20 protein-coding genes are annotated in these 19,617 nt (G+C 73.5%); 9 read left to right on the top strand and 11 right to left on the bottom strand.

The features are described 5' to 3' along the window. The 3 genes from AB0M39_RS37545 to AB0M39_RS37535 all read right to left on the bottom strand — a co-directional run. Positions 1 to 596, bottom strand: a 596-nt coding sequence (locus tag AB0M39_RS37545; RefSeq protein WP_365372287.1) for a TerD family protein, incomplete at its 3' end; no start/stop codon positions are given. A gap of 155 nt (positions 597 to 751) precedes the next feature. Beyond that, the gene (locus AB0M39_RS37540; protein ID WP_365372284.1) at positions 752 to 970 is read right to left on the bottom strand and encodes a hypothetical protein; all 219 of its coding nucleotides are present in this window, start codon (positions 968 to 970) and stop codon (positions 752 to 754) included. A gap of 98 nt (positions 971 to 1,068) precedes the next feature. Continuing rightward, a complete protein-coding gene (locus tag AB0M39_RS37535; protein WP_365372282.1) occupies positions 1,069 to 1,878 on the bottom strand; it encodes an NAD(P)-dependent oxidoreductase in 810 nt (269 codons plus the stop codon). Positions 1,879 to 2,106: 228 nt separating this feature from the next. On the opposite strand from AB0M39_RS37535, the gene AB0M39_RS37530 reads away from it, so the two are divergent. Next, the gene (locus tag AB0M39_RS37530; protein ID WP_365372280.1) at positions 2,107 to 3,087 is read left to right on the top strand and encodes a 5-dehydro-4-deoxyglucarate dehydratase; all 981 of its coding nucleotides are present in this window, start codon (positions 2,107 to 2,109) and stop codon (positions 3,085 to 3,087) included. Positions 3,088 to 3,214: 127 nt separating this feature from the next. Here the strand turns inward: AB0M39_RS37530 and AB0M39_RS37525 are convergent, their stop codons facing one another. Continuing rightward, positions 3,215 to 4,519 carry an MFS transporter gene (locus AB0M39_RS37525; RefSeq protein ID WP_365372278.1) on the bottom strand — a complete coding sequence of 435 codons (1,305 nt, stop codon included), beginning with the start codon at positions 4,517 to 4,519 and terminating at the stop codon, positions 3,215 to 3,217. 178 nt (positions 4,520 to 4,697) lie between these two features. Here AB0M39_RS37525 and AB0M39_RS37520 point away from each other — a divergent pair, with 178 nt between their 5' ends. Together AB0M39_RS37520 and AB0M39_RS37515 are read left to right on the top strand one after the other, a co-directional pair. Next, positions 4,698 to 6,029: a S28 family serine protease gene (locus tag AB0M39_RS37520; protein ID WP_365372276.1), complete on the top strand. Its 1,332-nt coding sequence runs from the start codon at positions 4,698 to 4,700 to the stop codon at positions 6,027 to 6,029. Between the two features lie 61 nt (positions 6,030 to 6,090). Further along, positions 6,091 to 6,621, top strand: coding sequence for a GNAT family N-acetyltransferase (locus AB0M39_RS37515; RefSeq protein ID WP_365372273.1), 531 nt, complete (start codon positions 6,091 to 6,093; stop codon positions 6,619 to 6,621). A 75-nt stretch (positions 6,622 to 6,696) separates the two neighbouring features. Here the strand turns inward: AB0M39_RS37515 and AB0M39_RS37510 are convergent, their stop codons facing one another. The 6 genes from AB0M39_RS37510 to AB0M39_RS37485 all read right to left on the bottom strand — a co-directional run bounded on the left by AB0M39_RS37510 (position 6,697) and on the right by AB0M39_RS37485 (position 12,795). Then, positions 6,697 to 8,145, bottom strand: coding sequence for a penicillin-binding transpeptidase domain-containing protein (locus tag AB0M39_RS37510; protein ID WP_365372271.1), 1,449 nt, complete (start codon positions 8,143 to 8,145; stop codon positions 6,697 to 6,699). Positions 8,146 to 8,209: 64 nt separating this feature from the next. After that, positions 8,210 to 8,872: a response regulator transcription factor gene (locus tag AB0M39_RS37505; protein ID WP_365372269.1), complete on the bottom strand. Its 663-nt coding sequence runs from the start codon at positions 8,870 to 8,872 to the stop codon at positions 8,210 to 8,212. Then, positions 8,869 to 10,128 carry a histidine kinase gene (locus AB0M39_RS37500; protein ID WP_365372266.1) on the bottom strand — a complete coding sequence of 420 codons (1,260 nt, stop codon included), beginning with the start codon at positions 10,126 to 10,128 and terminating at the stop codon, positions 8,869 to 8,871. The genes AB0M39_RS37505 and AB0M39_RS37500 overlap by 4 nt, the downstream gene beginning before the upstream one ends. Beyond that, entirely contained in the window at positions 10,125 to 11,114 is a 990-nt protein-coding gene (locus tag AB0M39_RS37495; protein WP_365372264.1) for a hypothetical protein, read from the bottom strand. The genes AB0M39_RS37500 and AB0M39_RS37495 overlap by 4 nt, the downstream gene beginning before the upstream one ends. Before the next feature lie 443 nt (positions 11,115 to 11,557). Then, entirely contained in the window at positions 11,558 to 12,025 is a 468-nt protein-coding gene (locus tag AB0M39_RS37490; protein ID WP_365372261.1) for a GNAT family N-acetyltransferase, read from the bottom strand. Continuing rightward, complete coding sequence (locus tag AB0M39_RS37485) at positions 12,025 to 12,795, bottom strand: IclR family transcriptional regulator (RefSeq protein ID WP_365372258.1); 771 nt, start codon at positions 12,793 to 12,795, stop codon at positions 12,025 to 12,027. The genes AB0M39_RS37490 and AB0M39_RS37485 overlap by 1 nt, the downstream gene beginning before the upstream one ends. 139 nt (positions 12,796 to 12,934) lie before the next feature. On the opposite strand from AB0M39_RS37485, the gene AB0M39_RS37480 reads away from it, so the two are divergent. The 5 genes from AB0M39_RS37480 to AB0M39_RS37460 all read left to right on the top strand — a co-directional run bounded on the left by AB0M39_RS37480 (position 12,935) and on the right by AB0M39_RS37460 (position 17,715). Continuing rightward, positions 12,935 to 14,473 carry an aldehyde dehydrogenase (NADP(+)) gene (locus AB0M39_RS37480; RefSeq protein WP_365372255.1) on the top strand — a complete coding sequence of 513 codons (1,539 nt, stop codon included), beginning with the start codon at positions 12,935 to 12,937 and terminating at the stop codon, positions 14,471 to 14,473. A 5-nt stretch (positions 14,474 to 14,478) separates the two neighbouring features. Then, a complete protein-coding gene (locus AB0M39_RS37475; protein WP_365372253.1) occupies positions 14,479 to 15,090 on the top strand; it encodes a DUF1349 domain-containing protein in 612 nt (203 codons plus the stop codon). A 216-nt stretch (positions 15,091 to 15,306) separates the two neighbouring features. Further along, complete coding sequence (locus tag AB0M39_RS37470; protein WP_365372251.1) at positions 15,307 to 15,795, top strand: GNAT family N-acetyltransferase; 489 nt, start codon at positions 15,307 to 15,309, stop codon at positions 15,793 to 15,795. Between the two features lie 79 nt (positions 15,796 to 15,874). Further along, positions 15,875 to 16,597 (top strand): DsbA family oxidoreductase, encoded by a 723-nt coding sequence (locus AB0M39_RS37465; protein WP_365372289.1) that lies wholly within the window; start codon positions 15,875 to 15,877, stop codon positions 16,595 to 16,597. Between the two features lie 68 nt (positions 16,598 to 16,665). Continuing rightward, the gene (locus AB0M39_RS37460) at positions 16,666 to 17,715 is read left to right on the top strand and encodes an aminotransferase class V-fold PLP-dependent enzyme (protein WP_365372249.1); all 1,050 of its coding nucleotides are present in this window, start codon (positions 16,666 to 16,668) and stop codon (positions 17,713 to 17,715) included. Here AB0M39_RS37460 and AB0M39_RS37455 read toward each other — a convergent pair. Continuing rightward, a complete protein-coding gene (locus tag AB0M39_RS37455; protein ID WP_365372246.1) occupies positions 17,664 to 18,263 on the bottom strand; it encodes a MarR family winged helix-turn-helix transcriptional regulator in 600 nt (199 codons plus the stop codon). The two genes, AB0M39_RS37460 and AB0M39_RS37455, sit on opposite strands and share 52 nt — an antisense overlap. Before the next feature lie 136 nt (positions 18,264 to 18,399). Here AB0M39_RS37455 and AB0M39_RS37450 point away from each other — a divergent pair, with 136 nt between their 5' ends. Continuing rightward, entirely contained in the window at positions 18,400 to 19,476 is a 1,077-nt protein-coding gene (locus AB0M39_RS37450; RefSeq protein WP_365372243.1) for an alkene reductase, read from the top strand. The last annotated feature ends 141 nt before the right edge of the window (positions 19,477 to 19,617 follow it).

The following is a 19,617-nucleotide window of genomic DNA, read 5'->3' as shown; positions in this document are numbered from 1 at the left end:
CGCGGGTCGACCGGGGCGGCCACGGGGGCGGGCGGAGCGGGGGCGACCGCGGTGGGCATGGCGGGCGCGGCGGGCGCGGCGGGCGCGGTGGGCTCCTCGTCCACGGAGACGCCGAAGTCCGTGGCGATGCCCGCCAGGCCGTTCGCATACCCCTGGCCGACCGCACGGGCCTTCCAGGCGCCGTTGCGCAGATAGATCTCGACGACGACCAGCGCGGTCTCGGCGCCGAGCTGCGGCGGGGTGAAGGTGGCGAGCGCGCTGCCGTCGTCGGCGCTGCGGATGGTCGCGGTCGGCTCGATGCCCTGGAAGGTCTGGCCGGCCGCGTCCGGGCTGGCCGTGACGACGATCTTCTCGATGCCGGGCGGCACCGCGGAGGTGTCGACCACGATGGCGTCCGGTGCGCTGCCGCCGCCGGAGCGGTAGCTGACGCCGGGGCCCGCCGGCTGGTTGTAGAAGATGAAGTCGTCGTCGGAGCGCACCTTGCCGTCGGCGGTGAGCAGCAGGCCCGATACGTCGAGCCGCACCGGGGCGGCGACGTCCACCGCCACGCGGGCAGTGGAGAGAGGGATGTTCGAGCCGGGGGTCATAGCTGTCATGCCAGGGGTAACGAGCGAGGTCGCTTTACCGTTCCCTTACCGTTGCGGCCCTTGCTCCAGCCCGTGCGACAGGCCCGACGACGGCCTGTGCGACGACCCTACGACAGCTTGAACAGCCCGAATGGCTGCTTGTGCGACGCGCTCGTCAGCCCCGGCTACCGGTTGCGCGGGTGGTTCTTGGCCATGCGCTCGTTGCCGAACTTGTACGCGCCGGTCCAGCGCGCCATGACCAGCTGCGCGTCCCCCGACTCGACCTCGGCCAGGAACTTCGCCGCGCGCGAGCCGCGCAGGACGCCCGCGGCGCGGCCGCGGTGGGTGATCACGACGCTGCCGTCGCCGCGCTGCTCGAAAGAGAATCCGAAGGGTTTCGCCATGGCGGCCATCCTGGCTGGCGGACGGTCCTGGCCGCACACGAATATCCCGGCGGTCGGACGGCGGTCGGACGGCGGTCAGACGGCGGGCCGTACGGCGGTCAGTACGGCCACTGGGGCGGGTCGGTGCAGAAGCGGCCGCCCAGATGCGCGTGGTCGGGGTTGTCCGGGTCGAGCTCGCCCTGCTCGGCGACGAGCTTGTCGGCGTACTGCTCGGAGTCGTCCTGCGGCTCGTAGCCGAGGGCGCGCGCGGTCGACAGGTCCCACCACAGGCGGGTGTTGGCCGAGGAGCCGTAGACGACGGTGTGGCCGACGTCCTCGGCGGTGAGCGCGGCGTGGAACAGGCGCGCGCAGTCGCCGGGGCTCAGCCAGACCGACAGCATCCGCACCGACGTGGGCTCCATGAAGCACGAGCCGATCCGCACGGAGACGGTCTCGACGCCGTGCCGGTCCCAGTAGAGCTGGGCCAGGTCCTCGCCGAAGGCCTTGGACAGGCCGTAGAAGGTGTCGGGGCGGCGGGGGGTGTCGACGGGGATCAGCGGGTCGCCCTCGCGTGGGCGCGGGGTGAAGCCGACCGCGTGGTTGCTGGAGGCGTAGACGACGCGGCGGACGCCCTGCGCGCGGGCCGCCTCGTAGAGGTTGTGCAGGCCCTCGATGTTCGCGCGGACGATCTTCTCGAACGGGGCCTCCAGCGAGATGCCCGCGAGATGGACGATCGCGTCGACGCCCTGCACCGCCTCGCGCAGCGCCTCCGTGTCGGCGAGGTCGGCGGTGACGGCGTCGGACACGCCCTCTATGGGGGTGGCGTCGAAGAGGCGGAGCTCGTAGCCGTACGCGGGCAGCAGCCCCCGCATCAGCGTGCCGATGCCGCCGGCCGCGCCGGTGAGCAGGACGATGGGGGGTGCGGGCATGGATGGATCTCCTCGGTGGACGGTATTCGCATGTATGGACGCGCTGGGAAGCGCTGGCGTGCACCGCCAAGTGTGGCGCGGACGGGGCGACTTCGCCGTTGAGTCGCGATTTTCCGGCTTGACCCGCGCTGGGCGGCCGCCATAGCGTGAGGGCGTTCATAAACGTGTACGTCGATCAGAATTGTGCACGGAGTCGGAGGGCTCGGTGCATCGGCCCAGGGAGCGACCGTGACCCCAGCCCCGCTCGCAGCCCGACTCGCCCAGGCCCAAGGACCGCTGTTCTTCCCCGTCACCGCGTTCGGGCCGGACGGCGGCCTCGGTCTCGACGTCTTCCGCGCGCATGTGCGCCGCGGCGTCGACGCCGGCGCGGCCGCGGTCTTCGCGTGCTGCGGCACCGGCGAGTTCCACGCGCTGAACCTGGCGGAGTTCCGCGCCTGCGTCGCCGCGGCCGTCGAGGAGACCGCGGGCCAGGTCCCCGTGGTCGCCGCAACGGGCTACGGCGCCGCGCTCGCCGTCCAGTACGCCCAGGCCGCCGAGGAGGCAGGCGCGGACGGGCTGCTCGCCATGCCCCCCTACCTCGTGGCCGCCGACCAGGGCGGACTGCTGCGCCACTACCGCGAGCTCGCCGCCGCCACCTCCCTCGACGTGATCGTCTACCAGCGCGACAACGCCGTCTTCGAGCCCGAGACCGTCGTCGAACTCGCCCAGACCGACGGCGTCGTCGGACTGAAGGACGGCCACGGCGACCTCGGCCTGATGCAGCGGATCGCCAGCGCGGTCCGGCGCGACCTGCCCGGCCAGGACTTCCTCTACTTCAACGGGCTGCCCACCGCCGAGCTCACCGCGCTCGCCTACCGCGGCATCGGCGTCGCCCTCTACTCCTCCGCGGTCTTCGCCTTCGCCCCCGACATCGCGCTCGCCTTCCACCGCGCCCTGGCCGCCGGCGACGACACGACGGCCGCCAGGCTGCTCGACGGCTTCTTCGTGCCGCTGGCGCGGCTGCGCGCCATGGGCCGGGGATACGCCGTCTCGCTCGTCAAGGCGGGCGTACGGCTCGAAGGGCTCGACGTCGGCGAGGTGCGGCCGCCGCTGAGCGAGCCCCTCGCCGCCCACGTCAAGGCCCTCGCGGTCCTCGTCGAGCGCGGCAGAGCGCTGCTGACGGACGGCGGCGCCCAGGCCGACGGCGGACCCCTGGGCCACGACCGCTGAGGACCTCCGCGCCGCTACCCGCGGGGCGTACCTGGCGGACCTCGCCGTGAAGGCGGGGCCGGCGGCCCCGGCCTGCTGAAGCCGTCCGCGGAGCAGCGCGGCCACGGCGCGGCGCCGGCGCCGAACCTCACGGTGGCGAGCGCGATGGACGGGCGTCCGGCCGACCTCCCCGCCGACGCCGTGCGGGAGGCGGGCGCCTCTCCATATCCCCGGCCGAGCTCCGGCGCCCCCGCACCCTCCCGCCGAGCCCCCCGCCGCCCCGCGCCAGCGCCAGCGCCGCCGCGACGCCCAGCGCGCCGATCGCCGCCAGCGGCAGCCGTACGTCGACCAGCGCGACCAGTCCCGCGCCCACCGCCAGCGTCACCGCGTTCGGCACGAACATCAGCGTGTTCGCGGTGGCCGCCGTACGGCCCACGACCGCGCCCGGGGTGTCCCGCTGCACCGCCGTCAGCGCTGTGATCAGCACGCACGGCAGACCCAGGCCGATGCCCGCGCTGCACGCCAGCGCCACCGCGTCGTACGGCAGCGAGCGCAGCGCCGCGGCCATCGCGAACAGGGCGACGCCCCCGGCCGCGAACGTCCGCTCGGGCAGCCTGCGCAGCAGCGGCCCCGCCAGCAGCCCGCTGAGCACGGACCCGACGCCCTGCGCCGCGTACAGCACGCCCACGAAGGCGGGCGACCGGCCGAGGACCTCGTCGGCCACCGCGAAGATCAGCGCGCCGTTCAGCCCGGCCAGGGCCATCGTCGCGGCGCCGCCCAGAACCAGCGGCCGCAGCGCCGGCGAGCGCCATAGGCGCCGCGCGCCCTCGACGGCGTCGCTCCGCCAGCCCGCCCCGCCGCAGCGGACCGGCTTCTCCTCCCGCACCCGCAGCAGCGCGAAGACCCCCGCGGCCAGCACGAACGTCACCGCGTCCAGCAGTGCTGCCGACGCCCCGCCGTACCGGGCGACCAGCACCGCCCCCGCGAGCGGCGCGACCAGCTTCATGCCCTCGTTCGCCGTCGTCCGCAGGCCGTTGAAGTCCCCCAGCAGCCGGGCGTCGACGACCGCGGGCGCCAGCCCCGCCTCGGCCGCGTCCAGCACCACCGAGCCCACGCCGTACACCGTCAGCACGGCGAACACGATCCATACCCGCGCCGCCGAGTCGACGGCCGCCAGCGGCAGCAGCAGCGCCGCCATCGCGAGGTTCGTCCAGATCAGCAGCGGCCTGCGGCGCACCCGGTCGGCGACCGTCCCCAGCAGCGGTCCCGCCAGCATCGGCGCCCACAGGGCGAACGTCGTCAACGCGGCCAGACTGTCCGACCCCGTCAGCGACTTGACCCAGATCCCCGCCGCCAGCCACATCGCCGAGGTGCCGAAGCCCGACACCACCACCGCGCAGAGATACAGCCCCGCACCGCGTTCCCTCAGCACCGCCCCCGCCGCCCAGCCCACCGGGTCACCCGCCTCCGCTCTCGACTGCGCACCAGCCTGGCGACTAAGGAGGCCGTACGGGATCGGGCAGTCGACCTACGCCCACGCCCACACCCGCCTCAAAGCACTGTTCCCGGGCGGTACGGCGCTACGATGCGGCGCTGATCATCCGTCGCTTTCGCTGCGAAGGGGCCCAGAAGTGCGCACCAGGAGGATCGCCGCGCTGCTCGGCGCGGGGCTGCTCACCGCCGCCGCCCAGCTCGCCTGCTCCCCGCCCGCGACGGCCGCGCCCGCCCCGCAGGACGTCCGCGAGCAGCTGGAGCGCATCCCCGGCATGACGGTCGTCTCCGCCGCCGAGCGCGAGGGCAGCCCCTACTACACGCTCTCCTACCGCCAGCCCGTCGACCACGCCGACCCCGCCCAGGGCACGTTCGCCCAGCGGCTGACCCTGTGGCACAAGGTGGCCGACGGGCCCACCGTCCTGTACACCGGCGGCTACGTCCTGGACAGCGGCCCCACCCAGCTCACCCGGCTCCTCGGCGCCAACCAGGTCTCCGTCGAGCACCGCTACTTCGGCCAGTCGCGCCCCACGGGAGCGGCCCGCGACGACTGGTCCAGGCTGACCGTCTGGCAGGAGGCGAGCGACGAGCACCGACTGACCCGGGCGCTGCGCTCCATCGAGAGGGGCCGCTGGCTGGGGACCGGCGTCAGCAAGGGCGGCATGACCGCGACCTACCACGAGCGGTACTACCCCGACGACCTGGACGCCGTCGTCGCCTTCGTCGCGCCGAACGACGCGGACCACCGGGGCGACAGCGGCTACGAGCGGTTCTTCGCCACCGTCGGCACCGCCCGGTGCCGGGCCGCGCTCAACGCCGTACAGCGCGAGATGCTCCTGAGGCGCGCGGCCCTGCTGCCCCGCTTCGCCGACGACGCCGCCACGACCGGCGCCCGCTTCGAGCAGACGCTCGGCACAGCCGACCGGGCCTACGAGTTCGCCGTCCTGGACCAGGTGTGGAACTTCTGGCAGAGCGGGGACGCCGCCGACTGCACTGGCGTCCCCGACGCGCGCGCCGCCTCCGACGACGCGCTCTACACCTGGTCGAAGGCGCACGGCCTGCGCCTCTACCGGGACCAGACGCTCGGCGAGCACGGGACCGGCCCCTACTACCGTCAGGCCGCGACCCAGCTCGGCTGGGCCGACCTGGCGTTCGCGCACCTGCGGGACGTCCGCCGCCACCAGGACCTCTACCAGCCCAACTCCCTGCTGCCCGCGGCCATGCGCGGCTCGTACGACCCGACCGCGATCGCCGACGTCGACCGCTGGGTGCGGACCCGGGGCGAGCGGATGATGTTCGTCTACGGCCAGAACGACCCCTGGAGCGCCGAGCAGTTCACCCCCAGCCGGCACGACTCCCACCGCTTCGTGGCGCCCGGGGCCAACCACACGGCGAGCCTCGCCTCGCTGCCCGCCGGCCGGCGCGGCCAAGCCGTCGCGACGATCAAGCGCTGGGCGGCTGTGAAGGACTGACCGGCAGCCGAAAATGGAGCAGCCACTCGGCGTCCACAGTCGGTGATCTAGGCTCGGAGGGGTGAGAGACGACCTCGGATTCCGCGCGCCCCGCCCCGACGAGCAGCAGGCGATAGCCGCGCTCGACGACTCCTTCACCACGGACCACGTCTACGAAGTCGCCGCCGGGGACGTCGGGTTCGCCCTGCGGATGACGCCCGTCGATCCGCCGCTGGTCAAGGTGTTCCCCGAGGAGGAGGACGAGGACGACCCCGAGTTCGAGGTCGTCGCCGTCGACGCCGACGGCACGGTCGTCGGCTACGCCGCGGCCGACGTCGAGACCTGGAACCGGCGGCTCGTCGTACGACAGGTCACCGTCGTCCCCGACTACCGGGGCCGCGGCGTCGGCGGCGAGCTGATGCGGCGCCTGGCCGCCCACGGACGGCAGCACGCCGCCCGTACCGCCTGGCTGGAGACGTCCAGCGCCAACGTTCCGGCGGTACGGGCGTATCGGCGGATGGGGTTCCGGCTCTGCGGGCTGGACACGTCCCTCTACACCGGAACGGCCTCCGAGGGCGAGACCGCGCTCTTCATGAGCCGCTCCCTCGTCTGACGGGACCGCTCCCTCGTGTGACGAGGCCGCTCCCGCGTGTGACGAGGCCGCCCGCCCGCGGGAGGGCCGGCCGCCTCACTTCAGGGCGGCCTTCATCATCTTCTGCGCGATCGGCGCGGCCAGCCCGTTCCCGCTGACCTCGGAGCGGGCGGCGCCCGAGTCCTCGACGATCACGGCGACGGCCACCTGCTCGCCGGTGTCCTCGTCCTCGGCGTACGAGGTGAACCAGGCGTACGGCGTCTTGCTGTTGTTCTCGCCGTGCTGCGCCGTGCCCGTCTTGCCGCCCACCTCGGCCCCGTCCAGCTTCGCGTTCGACCCGGTGCCCTTCTCCACCACGGTCACCATCGCGCTGCGCAGCTGCTCGGCGGTGGCCGAGGAGACGATCCGCTCGCCCTCGCCGTCCTCGTACGAGTCGAGCGTGTCGCTGTCGGCGTCCACGACCTTGGAGACCATGTGCGGCGAGGCGAGCACGCCGTCGTTGGCGATCGCCGACGAGACCATCGCCATCTGCATCGGGGTCGCGGTGACGTCGAACTGGCCGATGCCGCTGTACGCCGTCGACGGCTTGTCCATCCCGGACGGGTAGACGCTCTTCGTCGCCCGCACCGGCACGTCCTGCTCGGCGTCGTTGAAGCCGAACTTCTCCGCCATCGCCTTGACCTTGTCCTCGCCGAGGTCGACCGCGAGCTTGCCGAAGACGTTGTTGCAGGAGTACTGGAGCGCGGTGCGCAGACTCGCGTTCTCGCAGGGCGCGGACTTGTTCTCGTTCACGAGCACCCTGCTCGTGCCGGGCGGGGTGTACGGGTCGGGGCTCTCGGTCTCGGCGTCCACCGAGTCGTACCGCCCGTCCTCCAGCGCCGCCGCCGCGACCACCAGCTTGAACGTCGAGCCCGGCGGCAGCGGCTGCCGCAGCGCCCGGTTGACCAGCGGCTTGTCCTCGTCGGCCAACAGCTTCTTCCAGGCGTCCTCGTCCGTCGTCCCGCTGATCTTCGAGGGGTCGTACGAGGGCGTGCTGACCATGCCCAGGATCCGCCCGGTCTTCGGGTCCATGGCGACGGCCGCGCCCTTGATGTCGCCGAGCGCCTCGTAGCCGGCCTTCTGGACCGCGGGGTCGATGGTGGTGAGCACGTCGCCGGGCTCCTGCTGCTTCCCGGTGAGCGCGTCCAGAGCGTTCTTCAGCCGGTTGTCGGTGCCGTCGAGGACCTTGGAGTAGATGCCCTCGATCTGGGTGGCGCCGTACGCCTGCGAGCTGTACCCGGTGACGGCCGAGTAGAGCGCGCCGTCGGTGTACGTGCGCTTGTAGGCGAGATCGCCGCCCTCCGTCTTCTTCGAGCCCGTGACCGGCGAGCCGGCCACGATGATGTCGCCGAGCGGCTGCGCGTACTGCGCGATGATCTTCCGCCGGTTGTGGTCGTCGTCTGCGAGAGCTTGGGCCTCGTACGCCTGCACCCAGGTCACCCGCACCAGCAGGGCCAGGACCAGCAGGAGACTGAAGACCGAAGCGCGCCTGATCGTCTTGTTCATCCCGCTCACAAAGACGAGGCAGACGCGGTGGCCGTTCCGCTGCGGGCGGTTTCTCAGGAATTCCTCAGGAAGTCCTCATGGCGACGAAACCCGACTCGTACGCGGCGATCACAGCCTGTGTGCGGTCCCGCGCGCCCGTCTTCGCCAGGACCGCCGCCACATGCGTCTTCGTCGTGGCCGGTCCCACGCCCATCCGCGCGGCGATCTCGGCGTTCGTCAGGCCCGTCGCGATCAGCCGCAGCACCTCCGCCTCGCGCTCGGTCAGCCGGGCGACCCACGGCGGCGCGGGGGCCGGCTCCCGGACGCCGTACTCGGCGGCCAGCGACCGGACCGCGGCCGGGAAGAGGAGCGAGTCGCTGCGGGCGACCAGCCGGACGGCCTGCACGAGGTCCTCGGGGTTCGCCCGCTTCAGCAGAAAGCCCGCGGCGCCCGCGCGCAGCGCCTCGTACACATAGGAGTCGTTCTCGAACGTCGTCACCACCACGATCCGCGGGGGCGCCTCCATCGAGCCCAGGATCTGCTCGGTGGCCCGGATGCCGTCGATCTCCGGCATCCGCACGTCCATCAGGACCACGTCGGGGCGCAGCTCGCGCACCACGGACACGGCCTGCGCGCCCGTCGCCGCCTCGCCGACGACCTCCAGGTCCGGCTCGGCGTCCAGGATGACCCGCAGCGCCGTGCGCACCATCCGCTCGTCGTCGGCGAGGACGACCCGCACCCCGCTCATCGACGGCCCCCCAGCGGAAGCCGGGCCGAGAGCCGCCACACCGCGCCGTCCGGGCCCGCCTGAGCGCGCCCGCCGAGCAGCGCCGCCCGCTCGGCGACGCCGCGCAGCCCGCGGCCGCCTCCCGGGCGGACCGCCGGGGCTCGCGAGGGCAGCGGGTTCTCCATCGTTATCTCCAACTCCTCGCCGCGCAGGGCGATCCACAAGGACACCGGGGACGCCCCGGCGTGACGCAGGGCGTTGCTCAGCCCCTCCTGGACGATGCGGTACGCCTCCCGGGAGACGGCCCGGGGGACGGCCGCGAGATCGCCCTCGGCGGCGAGGGACGTCTTCACCCCGCTGCGGGACAGCAGCCCGTCCAGACCCGCGAGGTCCGGCCCGGTCGCCGACGCGCCGGCCGCGTCGGCCAGGTCGGCCAAGTCGGCGTCCTGCCGCAGCAGGCCCAGCACGGAGTCCAGCTCGCCGACCGTGCGCCGGGCGGTCTCCTCGATCGCGGTCAGCGCCTCGCGGACGAACTCCACATCGCTGTGCAGCACCTTGCGGGCCGCGCCGGCCTGCAAGGTGACGGCGCTCAGCGCATGGCCGACCGAGTCGTGCAGCTCACGGGCGAGCCGGTTGCGCTCGGCGAGCTCGGTGGCCCGTCGCTCGGCCGCGGCCAGCCGGTCCTCGGGCGTCGGCCCCAGCAGCACCGGTGCCCGCCCGGCCAGCAGCGCCCCCGCCGCCGCCGCGCACGCGGCCAGCGCCAGCAGCATGGCGAGCCCGGCGAACGGCGCCAGCGCCAGGACCCAGGTCTGCTGGAGCCCCTCGGGCAGCCGAGCCCAGTCCCGTACCGCCGGAAGCGGCAGCAGCATCGTGGTCACCGCGAACGGCGGCAGCGCCAGCGACGCCCCGCTCACCAGTCCGCCAAGCCCCACATGGAGCGTGAACCAGCCAGAGCTCCGCAGCCGCGCCGCCCAGGAGTGGGCCGGGCCGTCGGCGTAGCGCTCCGCGGGCACCCCGCACAGCACCCGCGCGACCGCCACGGACGTCGGCCGGGCCAGCGACAGGAGCCCGCTGGCGGCGGCCATCGGCAGCGCCGCCGCGTAGGCGCCGAACTGCTGGGCGAGGGAGCCGTAGAACATGCCGTCCCCGCCGATGAGCGGGGCGAGGACGACGCCGGCGAGGAGCCAGTACGGCATCAACAGCGCGCCGCCCAGGATCAGATGGATCCAGCGCAGCTGGGCCGGCTCCCCGAACAGCGCCCTGAAGGCTCTCTTCACGCGCCGCGCCGCCGCAGGAGGGAGGCTGTTCCGGCGACGAGGAGCAGTCCGACGATCATGCTCACAGCGTAGGTCAAGGTCATCAACTCGGTTGCCCGCTCGCCCTTTTCGGTCGTCGGCAGCAGCGAGGCGACGAGCAGCCACGCGCCCCAGCAGCCCACCGCGCCCGAGCCCAGCCAGGCCATGGCCAGCGGCGCCTTGAGCGGCAGGGCGCCGCGGCGGCGGAAGGCGAGCAGCAGCGCTCCGGCCACGGCGGCGGCCAGGAAGAGGACGTCGATCCCCTGGAGTACGTAGAAGTCGGCTGCGCGCTTGTCGACCCGCCCGTCGGGCAGACCGGTCGTCGCGCCGAACGCCCAGAGCAGGTGCATCGCGACGGGGAAGAGCACGAGGACGGCGGCGAGCGTGGAGAGGACCTTCAGCGGCCGCCCGCTCGCGGAGACCGGCAGATCCCGCAGGCCGCCCTGCCACAGATGCCCCCACCGGTCCCTGGCGTACAGGACGAAGAGCGTGCCGAGGGCCAGGCCCTGGACGATGAAGCCGCTATAGACGACGCCGAAGACCCACGCGTCCAGGAATGCGTCGTCGGCGGAGGGCTCGGCGCCGTTCCCGTCGACGGACTGGACCAGCACCTGCACGGGGAAGCTCGTCATGATCGGCAGGAGCAGCCCGCCCGCGGCCCACATGGGGACGGCCAGCAGCCAGGCGGGCACGCGCCGGCCCCAGTCCTGGGTGAGCAGCAGCGCCAGCACGATGACCGCGCCGTCCATCAGGACCGTGACCGCATTGGCGACGGCCACCGTCACCGGCTCGTCGAGCAGCACGCTCCCCTCGGGGATGCCGATCCGGCTGCCGGAGAGCCAGGCGATCTTGAGCCCCAGGTACGGGATGCAGGAGAGGACGGCGAAGGCCCGCATCAGCACGCGCAGCCGGGAGGGACGGGCGGGGGAGAGGCCGTGGGGAGAGGGGACGAGCGGTGACTGCGTCATGCCGTCCACGCTCCCGGAGCGCGTCTTCGCGCACCTCCTGCGCCGCGATGATCCGTCTCCGCCACGAGGGGGAGACGGATGGCGCGGAGGCTCGACCTCGGAGGGTCTGCGCGGCGGAGGCGGGGGAGTGAAGGGGCGGCGGAGGTCGGGCGGCCGGGGCGGGTCCGGGCGGCGGGGGCGGCAGGAGGTCGCGCGGGTTCGGCTGCTCAGCCGGGGAGGGTCCGGGCGGCGGGGGTTGAGGCGACGGCGCGGGCTCCGGCCGTCGACCGGGGTTCGCCCGCACGGCGGGGGCTCAGGCGTTCGCGCGGGCCCGGACCGTCGGTCGGGAAGCGTCCGCGCGGCGGCGCGGGCTCCGGCCGTCGACCGGGGATCGCCCGGGCGGCGGGGGCTCAGACGGCCCCGCGCGCTCGGACCGTCGACCGCGCCCCCGCGCCCCCGCGCGCTCAGCCGGTGAGCGTGAGGACGACCTCGTCGACCTCCGCGCCGCGCGCGCCCGCGAAGCCCCGGTCCGTGCCGACCACGGCGAACCCGCACTTCTCCAGGACCCGGATCGAGCCCGCGTTGTCCGCCGCCGCGCGGGCGCCGAGCGGTCGCTCGGGCACCAGCGCCGTCATCGCGCGCAATGCGGCGGTGGCGATGCCCCGGCCCCAGTGGGTGAGGTCGATCCAGTACGTCACCTGGAGCTCGCCGGGCTCTCCGTACACCACCGCGTGGCCCACCACCTCGCCGTCGGCGAGCACGGTCCGTGCGACGTCCGAGGCGATGATCCCGGCCCAGTGCGCGTCGAAGCGGGCCCGGTCGACGGGGTCCTTCGGCCCGAAGGCCGCCATCCGCCGCGCCTCGGGGTCCTGGAAGTGGACGAAGTAATGGTCCAGGTCGCCGGGCTGGACCTCCCGCAGCGTCACCTGCATCAGAGCCTCCGGGTGGCCAGCGCGAGCCGGTCGCGGGCGTCGAACAGCGCGTCCTTGATCATCTGCTCGTGGCCTGGGGTGAGCCGGGCCACCGGCACCGAGCAGCTGATCGCGTCGCGGGCCGGCGTGCGGTAGGGGACGGCGACGCCGAAGCAGCGCAGCCCCAGCGTGTTCTCCTCGCGGTCCACGGCGTAGCCCTGCTCGCGGATCAGGTGCAGCTCCTCGACGAGCCGCTCGCGGTCGGTGATCGTGTGCTCGGTGAGCGAGGCCAGCGTCTCGGGCAGCATCTTGCGCACCTGCTCGTCGCTGTGGGTGGCGAGCAGCGCCTTGCCCAGCGCGGTGGAGTGGGCGGGCAGCCGGCGGCCGACGCGGGTGAAGGGCCGCAGATAGTGCTGCGACTGGCGGGTGGCGAGGTAGACCACGTTGGTGCCGTCGAGGCGGGCGAGGTGGATGGTCTCGGTGGTGTCGTCGGAGAGCCGGTCCAGGGTGGGCCGGGCGGCGGCCACGACCTCGTCGCCGTCGATGTACGACGTGCCGACCAGCAGCGCCCGTACGCCGATGCCGTACCGCGTGCCCGTCGCGTCGGTCTCCACCCAGCCGAGCTCGACCAGGGTGCGCAGCAGCATGTAGAGGCTGGACTTGGGATAGCCGACGGCCTCCTGGACGGCGGCGAGGGAGTGCATGCCGGGGCGCCCGGCGAAGTACTCGAGCAACTCCACCGTACGCACCGCGGACTTGACCTGTGCCCCACCGGAATCGGCAGTCGACATTGCTCCTCGCCCCTTCTTGACCGCGTCTTGACCGCGCAGAACGCCGGAAATAGAGTCCCCGTACATTCACCGACAGGAACTCTGTTCAGAATACCGAACGACTTCTACGTGGGTGACAGAAGACCGGGAGGAAGCCGCGGTGGCAGCAGCACCAGTCTGGAGTGTCGACCCCCGAACCGGGAACCCGCGGGAGCAGGTTGCCGTGGAGTCCACGCCGGAGGAGATCGACCGGGTCGTCCGTGCCGCGCACGCCGCCCGCACCGCGCTCGCCGACCGCGGTCTGCGCGCCAGGCTGCTGCGCACCGCCGCCGATCTGCTCGACGAGGCCGGCGAGCACGTCATCGAGGCCGCCGACGCCGAGACCGCGCTCGGACCGGTCCGGCTCACCGGCGAACTGGCCCGCACCACCGCCCAGTTGCGCGCCTTCGCCGACGTCGTCGACGAGGGCGCCTACCTCGACGTCCGCATCGACCACGCGGACCCCGACCGCACCCCGCCGTGGCCCGACCTGCGCCGCTACAAGATCCCGCTGGGCGTCGTCGCGGTGTACGCGGCCAGCAACTTCCCGCTCGCCTTCTCCGTGCCCGGCGGCGACACCGCCAGCGCCCTCGCGGCGGGCTGCCCGGTCGTCGTCAAGGCGCACCCGAACCACCCCGCCGCCTCCGAGCTCTGCGCCTCCGTGCTGCGCCGGGCCGCCCACGCCGTCGGTCTGCCCGAGGACGTCGTCACGATCGTCCACGGCTTCGACGCGGGCGTCGAGCTGGTCAGGCACCCGCTGGTCGCCGCCGCCGGCTTCACCGGGTCCGTACGCGGCGGGCGCGCGCTCTTCGACGCCGCGGCCGCCCGGCCCGTGCCCATCCCCTTCCACGGCGAACTCGGCTCCCTCAACCCCGTCGTCGTCACCGAGGCCGCCGCGGCGGAGCGGGCCGAGCAGCTCGGAGCCGGGCTCGCGGGCTCCATGACCCTGGGCGAAGGCCAGTTCTGCACCAAGCCCGGCCTCGTCCTCGCCCCCGCGGGCGACGAAGGCGACCGGCTGCTGAAGTCCCTGACCGCGGCCGTCAGCCAGACCGAGCCCGGCGTGATGCTCGACCACCGCATGCGCTCGGCCTTCGTCGAGGGCGTGCGGGAGCGGGCCGAGCTGCCGGGCGTCCAGGCCCCGATCACGCCCGGCGCGGGCGGCGAGCACACCGTCAACGCCGGCTTCCTGTCCGTGCCGGCCCGTCTGCTGGCCGCCGAGGGCGCGCACGACCTGCTGCTCGAGGAGTGCTTCGGCCCGGTCACCGTCGTCGCGCGGTACGCGTCCGACGCCGAGATCACCGCCGTGCTCGGCCGGCTCCCCGGCAACCTCACCGCCACCCTCCACCTCTCCGACGCCGAGGCCGCGGGCGAGGGCCGGGGCGCGGAGCTGCTCGCCGAGCTGACCCCGCTCGCGGGCCGGGTGCTGGTCGGCGGCTGGCCCACCGGAGTCGCCGTCGCCCCCGCCCAGCACCACGGCGGCCCCTACCCCGCGACCACGTCCGCCGCCACCTCCGTCGGCGCCACCGCCGTCGAGCGCTGGCTGCGCCCGGTCGCCTTCCAGACCACGCCCGAGGCCCTGCTCCCGCCCGAGCTGCGCGACGACAACCCGCTCGGACTGCCGCGCCGGGTAGACGGACGACTCGCCGCTGAAGCAAGCTGAGCGACGTGAGCGAATTCGATCTCCCCGAACTGCCCTTCCTGCTACGGGCGTACGGACCCGACGCCAACTGGGCGTACGAGAAGGGGGCGCTGACCGGCTGGGCGGGCGCCCGGCAGGACCGCTTCGTGCCGCCGTCGGGCGAGGCCCTGGACCCCGCCACCGACGCGCCGCGCCTGCTCGGCGCGCCCGAGGGCGACTTCCAGCTCATCGCGCGGGTCACCGTGGGCTTCGGCGCGGCCTTCGACGCAGGCGTGCTCTATCTGCACGTCGGCGAGCGGGAGTGGGCCAAGCTCTGCCTGGAGCTCTCCCCGGACAAGCCCACGATCTGCACGGTCGTCACCCGCGGCCACTCCGACGACGCCAACTCCTTCGTGGTGGACGGCGACAGCGCGTGGCTGAGGATCAGCCGCACGGGCAAGGCGTTCGCCTTCCACGCGTCGACGGACGGGGAGCACTGGACCTTCGTACGGATCTTCGCGCTCGGCGACGAGGAGCGGGCGGGGGCGGCGCTGGTCGGGTTCATGGCGCAGTCCCCGGTGGGGGAGGGGTGCGTGGTGACCTTCGACGAGATCGAGTTCCGGCCGAGCTGGCCGAAGGGGCTGCGGGACGGGTCCTGAGGGCGGGCGGCCTACTTCGGACGGCTGACATCCCTTCCGGTCGGCAGCCCAACGGGCGCTCTCTGCCTTGGAGTTCGCCTGCGACCCAGGCGTTCAAGCGGGAGTACGGAACGCCTGGGCCGGTACCGCCGCCGGGCTGCGGCGCGATGAGCGCGTCTCGCCCCGCCGCCTCCCCTCGAACGCAACCGCGAGGCAGTCCGCCGCGTCACCACCAGCATGATCAGAACCGCGATCAGAGCAGCCGTCCCCGCCGACCTGGACGCCATAGCCGTCCTCCACGCGGCCGCCCGTGCCACCTACTACCGGGGCCGCATCCCGGACGAGGTCTTCGACAGCCCCGCCGAGCACGCCCGCACCCGCGCCGGCTGGGCCGCCGCCGTCGAGCGGGGGGCGGTGATCTGCGCCGAGCGGGACGGCGCCATCGCCGGGGTCGCGGCCAGCCGCGTGGACGACGGCGCGACGAGCCTCACTCAGCTCCACGTCGACCCCGAGCGCTGGCGCACCGGGATCGGCGCGGCCCTGCACGCCGCGTGCGTCGCCTCCTGGCAGCGGGCCGGGATCCGCACCGTCCGCCTGCAGGTCTTCGAGCACAACGAGCGCGCGCAGTCCTTCTACGCCCGCCAGGGCTGGCTCCCCGACCCCGACGAGCCCCGCGCGGGCGACCACCTGGTGCTGCGCCTCACAGTGCCGGCCACGGCGGAATGAGCCGGTCTCCGAGCGTGTTGTCATCCGGGCGGAGGCAGCCTCCGCCGCTATGGACCGTACGACCCTGGAGAGAATGAGCATGCGCGTCGAGATCTGGAGCGACATCGCCTGTCCCTGGTGCTACATCGGGAAGGCGCGCTTCGAGAAGGGGCTCGCGGCCTTCGCCCACCGCGACGACGTCGAGGTGGTCCACCGCTCCTTCGAGCTCGACCCGAGCCGGGCCAAGGGCGACGTCGCCCCCGTGGTCGACATGCTGGCGCTGAAGTACGGCCGCACCCGTGAACAGGCCCAGGCCATGGAGGAGCACGTCGCCTCCAACGCCCGCGCCGAAGGGCTCGACTACCGCACCGAGGGCCGCGACCACGGCAGCACCTTCGACATCCACCGGCTGCTCCACCTGGCCAAGGCCCGAGGCCGCCAGAACGAGCTGCTGGACCTCGCCTACCGGGCCAACTTCGCCGAGGAGCGGTCCGTCTTCGACGCCGGCGCCCTCCTTGCGCTCGCCGTCGAGGCGGGTCTGGACGCGGACGAGGCGCAGGCAGTCCTCGCCGACGAGAGCGCGTACGCCGACGACGTACGGGCCGACGAGCGCGAGGCCGCCGAGCTGGGCGCGAACGGGGTGCCCTTCTTCGTGCTCGACCGCCGCTACGGAGTCTCCGGCGGCCAGCCTGCCGAGCTCTTCACCCAGGCGCTGGAGCAGGCCTGGAAGGGCCGGGAGACCACCCCGGTCGGGGGCGCCGGCGCTGAGGTCTGCGACGCCGACGGCGCCTGCGAGACTCCGCAGGCCGGAGCGCCTGCCTGAGCGAAGCGAGCGGCTCCCCTCAACGAATCTCGATTGACCCCGCGTTGAGGGGGCCTCAGGGTGATCTTATGGAGAACCTGGGCGGCGCCGAGTTCGCGCCGGACGCGACCTATCTGAACACCTCCAGCTGCGGGCTGCTGCCCCGCCGGGCCGTCGAGGCCGTCAAGCTGCTCGCCGACGAGCTCGCGGCGGGCCGGCCGGGCGGCGCCGGCGAGTTCTCGGCCGTGACCGCGTCCCGGCAGTCCTTCGCCCGGCTGGCCGGCGTCCCCGAGGAGCGGGTGGCGGCCGGCGGCTCCGTCTCCGTGCACGTCGGGCTGATCGCCGCGTCCCTGCCGACCGGCGCCGAAGTGCTCTTCCCCGAGGGCGAGTACTCCTCCGTCATCACGCCCTTCACCGTGCGCGGCGACCTCAAGCCGCGCTACGCGCCGCTGGAGGGGCTCGCCGACGCGGTGCGCCCCGGGACCGCGCTGGTCGCCTTCTCGTCCGTGCAGTCCGCCGACGGGCGGATCGCCGACCTGCCCGCGCTGCGCGCGGCGGCCGCCGCGCACGGCGCGCGCACGCTCCTGGACGCCAGCCAGTCCGCCGGCTGGCTGCCGCTGTCCGCGGGCGACTGGGACTACACCGTGACCGGCGGCTTCAAGTTCCTGCTCTGCCCGCGCGGCACGTCCTTCCTCACCCTGACGGAGGAGGCCCAGCAGGCCCTCCCGCCGATGCACGCGGGCACCTTCGCCGCCGAGGACCTGTGGGCCACCACGTACGGGCCGATCGAGGAGCTCGCCCGGTCCGCGCGCCGCTTCGACGAGCCCCCGGCGTTCCTGGCGTACCACGGCGCGCAGCAGTCGCTGGCGCTGCTCGAGGAGATCGGCGTGGACGCGGTGCACGCGCACGACACGGGCCTCGCCCGGCGGTTCAAGGCGGGGCTGGCCGAGCTCGGCCACCAGGCGACGGACGGCGGCGAGTCCGCGATCGTCGCGGTTCCGGGGCTCGGCCACCGGGTCCCCGACCTGGCCAGGGCGGGCGTCCTGGTCTCGGAGCGGGCGGGCAATCTGCGCGCCGCCTTCCACCTCTACAACTCGGCGGCGGACGTGGACCGGGCCCTGGACGTGCTCGCCGGGTGACCCGGCTCGCCGTCCGCCCGGCCCTGCTCGGGGCAGTCGGCCGTCTGTCTGCAGAGGTTCTCCTCGACCTTGGCGAGCAGCCGGACCAGCTCACGGCGCTCGTCCGGGTCGAGCCCGGCGAGGGTGTGCTCCTCCAGCTCGCCGCAGGCCGCCGTCACCTCCGCGAGCAGCGCGCAGCTGTCGTCCGTGGCCTCGACGAGGACCGCGCGGCGGTCCTCGGGGTCCGGGCGGCGCCGTACGTGCCCGGACTGCTCCAGGCGCTGGAGCATCTTGGTCACGGTCGACGGGTCGAGGTCGAACGCCTTGATGAGCTCCGACTGGCGTACGGCCCCGGCGTCCCATAGCCGCATCATCACGTACTCCTGGCCGGGGTAGAGGCCCGCGCACTTGAGCACCTTGCCCGCCGCCATGCGGTGCAGCCGGGCGACGCGGGCGACCGCATGGCCGACGGGTCCGTCGAGCACCGCGCCGGGCAGCGTCGCGCCGTCAGGCGCCGCGCCCGGCAGCGGCGTGCCACAAGCGGGGTCGGACCCGGTGTCGGGCTTCATCGGAACTCCTTGGAACGGCTGCGTCTGTCTCACGGACAGTGTCTCCGGAAAACTTTACCTTGGTCGGCCAATCAATGCGCTACAGTTGCCCCCGGCACGATTGCTTGGCCGACCACATATTTTCTGAGGGGCTCCCATGACCACCGCATTCGACCCGATCGACCTGTCCGGCACGCAGCTCGCCAACCGAATCGCCATGGCGCCGATGACCCGTAGCCGTGCGTACGGCGAGGGCCTCACCGTCACCGAGTCCACCGTCGAGTACTACGGACAGCGAGCATCGGCCGGGCTGATCGTCACCGAGGGCATCCAGCCCTCCGTCGTCGGCCAGGGCTACCCGGACACCCCCGGCCTGCACACCGCAGAGCAGGTGGCCGCCTGGCGCAAGGTCACCGACGCCGTGCACGCCAAGGGCGGGAGGATATTCGCCCAGATCATGCACGCCGGGCGCATCGGGCACCCGATCCTGTTCCCCGACGGCCAGACCAGCGTGGCGCCCTCCGCCGTCGCGGCGGCCGGCCAGCTCTTCACGCACGAGGGGCCCAAGGACTTCCTCGCCCCGCGCGAGCTGAGCGGCGACGAGATCAAGGGCATCGTCGGAGAGTTCGCCGAGGCGGCCCGCAACGCCGTCGAGGCCGGATTCGACGGCGTCGAGCTGCACGGCGCCAACGGCTACCTCATCCACCAGTTCCTCGCGCCCAACACCAACCAGCGCACCGACGAGTGGGGCGGCCCGGTCGAGAACCGCATCCGCTTCGCCGTCGAGGTCGCCCAGGCCGTGGCCGCGGCCATCGGCCCGGAGCGCACCGGGCTGCGGATCTCTCCCGGCAACCAGTACAACGACATCGCCGAGACCGACACCGAGGCGGTCTACCCGGCGCTGGTCGAGCAGCTCGAGCCGCTGGGCCTCGGCTATCTGCACATCGTCGAGATGACGCCCGAATTCCGCCACGTCACGCAGGCCCTGCGCGAGCAGTTCAGCGGAACCCTGATCCTCAACCCGGCGACCGAGGGCCCGACCGACCACGCGGCGCTGGAGCTGATCGAGGACGGCACCGCGGACATCGTGGCCTTCGGCGCGCTGTTCCTGGCCAACCCGGACCTGCCGGCCCGGCTCAAGTCCGCGGGCCCGTACAACACCCCGGACACGTCCTCGTACTTCGGCGGCGACGACAAGGGCTACACCGACTACCCGGCGCTGGCCGCGGTCTGAGCCCGCGTCGGAGACGTGCAAAAGTGCGGGAACAGAGAAAAAGGAGGCGGGGCCGGTCGTGACGAGCAGTCGCCGACGAGGCAGTGCACGGTGTCCCGCATGATGAGCGGCGGTTCGGCGGGGTTGACGACCATGATGGCC

This window comes from Streptomyces sp. NPDC051907 (assembly GCF_040681075.1).
In the GTDB taxonomy this organism is placed as follows: Bacteria; Actinomycetota; Actinomycetes; order Streptomycetales; family Streptomycetaceae; genus Streptomyces.
This window is presented reverse-complemented; position numbering and strand designations above follow the sequence as displayed.

Excerpts from the sequence above, each read along its gene's own strand:
- AB0M39_RS37540 (WP_365372284.1), bottom strand. The coding sequence starts at position 970 with ATGGCGAAACCCTTCGGATTCTCTTTCGAGCAGCGCGGCGACGGCAGC.
- AB0M39_RS37535 (WP_365372282.1), bottom strand. The coding sequence starts at position 1,878 with ATGCCCGCACCCCCCATCGTCCTGCTCACCGGCGCGGCCGGCGGCATC.
- AB0M39_RS37510 (WP_365372271.1), bottom strand. The coding sequence starts at position 8,145 with ATGAACAAGACGATCAGGCGCGCTTCGGTCTTCAGTCTCCTGCTGGTC.
- AB0M39_RS37505 (WP_365372269.1), bottom strand. The coding sequence starts at position 8,872 with ATGAGCGGGGTGCGGGTCGTCCTCGCCGACGACGAGCGGATGGTGCGC.
- AB0M39_RS37495 (WP_365372264.1), bottom strand. The coding sequence starts at position 11,114 with ATGACGCAGTCACCGCTCGTCCCCTCTCCCCACGGCCTCTCCCCCGCC.
- AB0M39_RS37490 (WP_365372261.1), bottom strand. The coding sequence starts at position 12,025 with ATGCAGGTGACGCTGCGGGAGGTCCAGCCCGGCGACCTGGACCATTAC.
- AB0M39_RS37485 (WP_365372258.1), bottom strand. The coding sequence starts at position 12,795 with ATGTCGACTGCCGATTCCGGTGGGGCACAGGTCAAGTCCGCGGTGCGT.
- AB0M39_RS37470 (WP_365372251.1), top strand. The coding sequence starts at position 15,307 with ATGATCAGAACCGCGATCAGAGCAGCCGTCCCCGCCGACCTGGACGCC.
- AB0M39_RS37465 (WP_365372289.1), top strand. The coding sequence starts at position 15,875 with ATGCGCGTCGAGATCTGGAGCGACATCGCCTGTCCCTGGTGCTACATC.
- AB0M39_RS37460 (WP_365372249.1), top strand. The coding sequence starts at position 16,666 with ATGGAGAACCTGGGCGGCGCCGAGTTCGCGCCGGACGCGACCTATCTG.
- AB0M39_RS37455 (WP_365372246.1), bottom strand. The coding sequence starts at position 18,263 with ATGAAGCCCGACACCGGGTCCGACCCCGCTTGTGGCACGCCGCTGCCG.
- AB0M39_RS37450 (WP_365372243.1), top strand. The coding sequence starts at position 18,400 with ATGACCACCGCATTCGACCCGATCGACCTGTCCGGCACGCAGCTCGCC.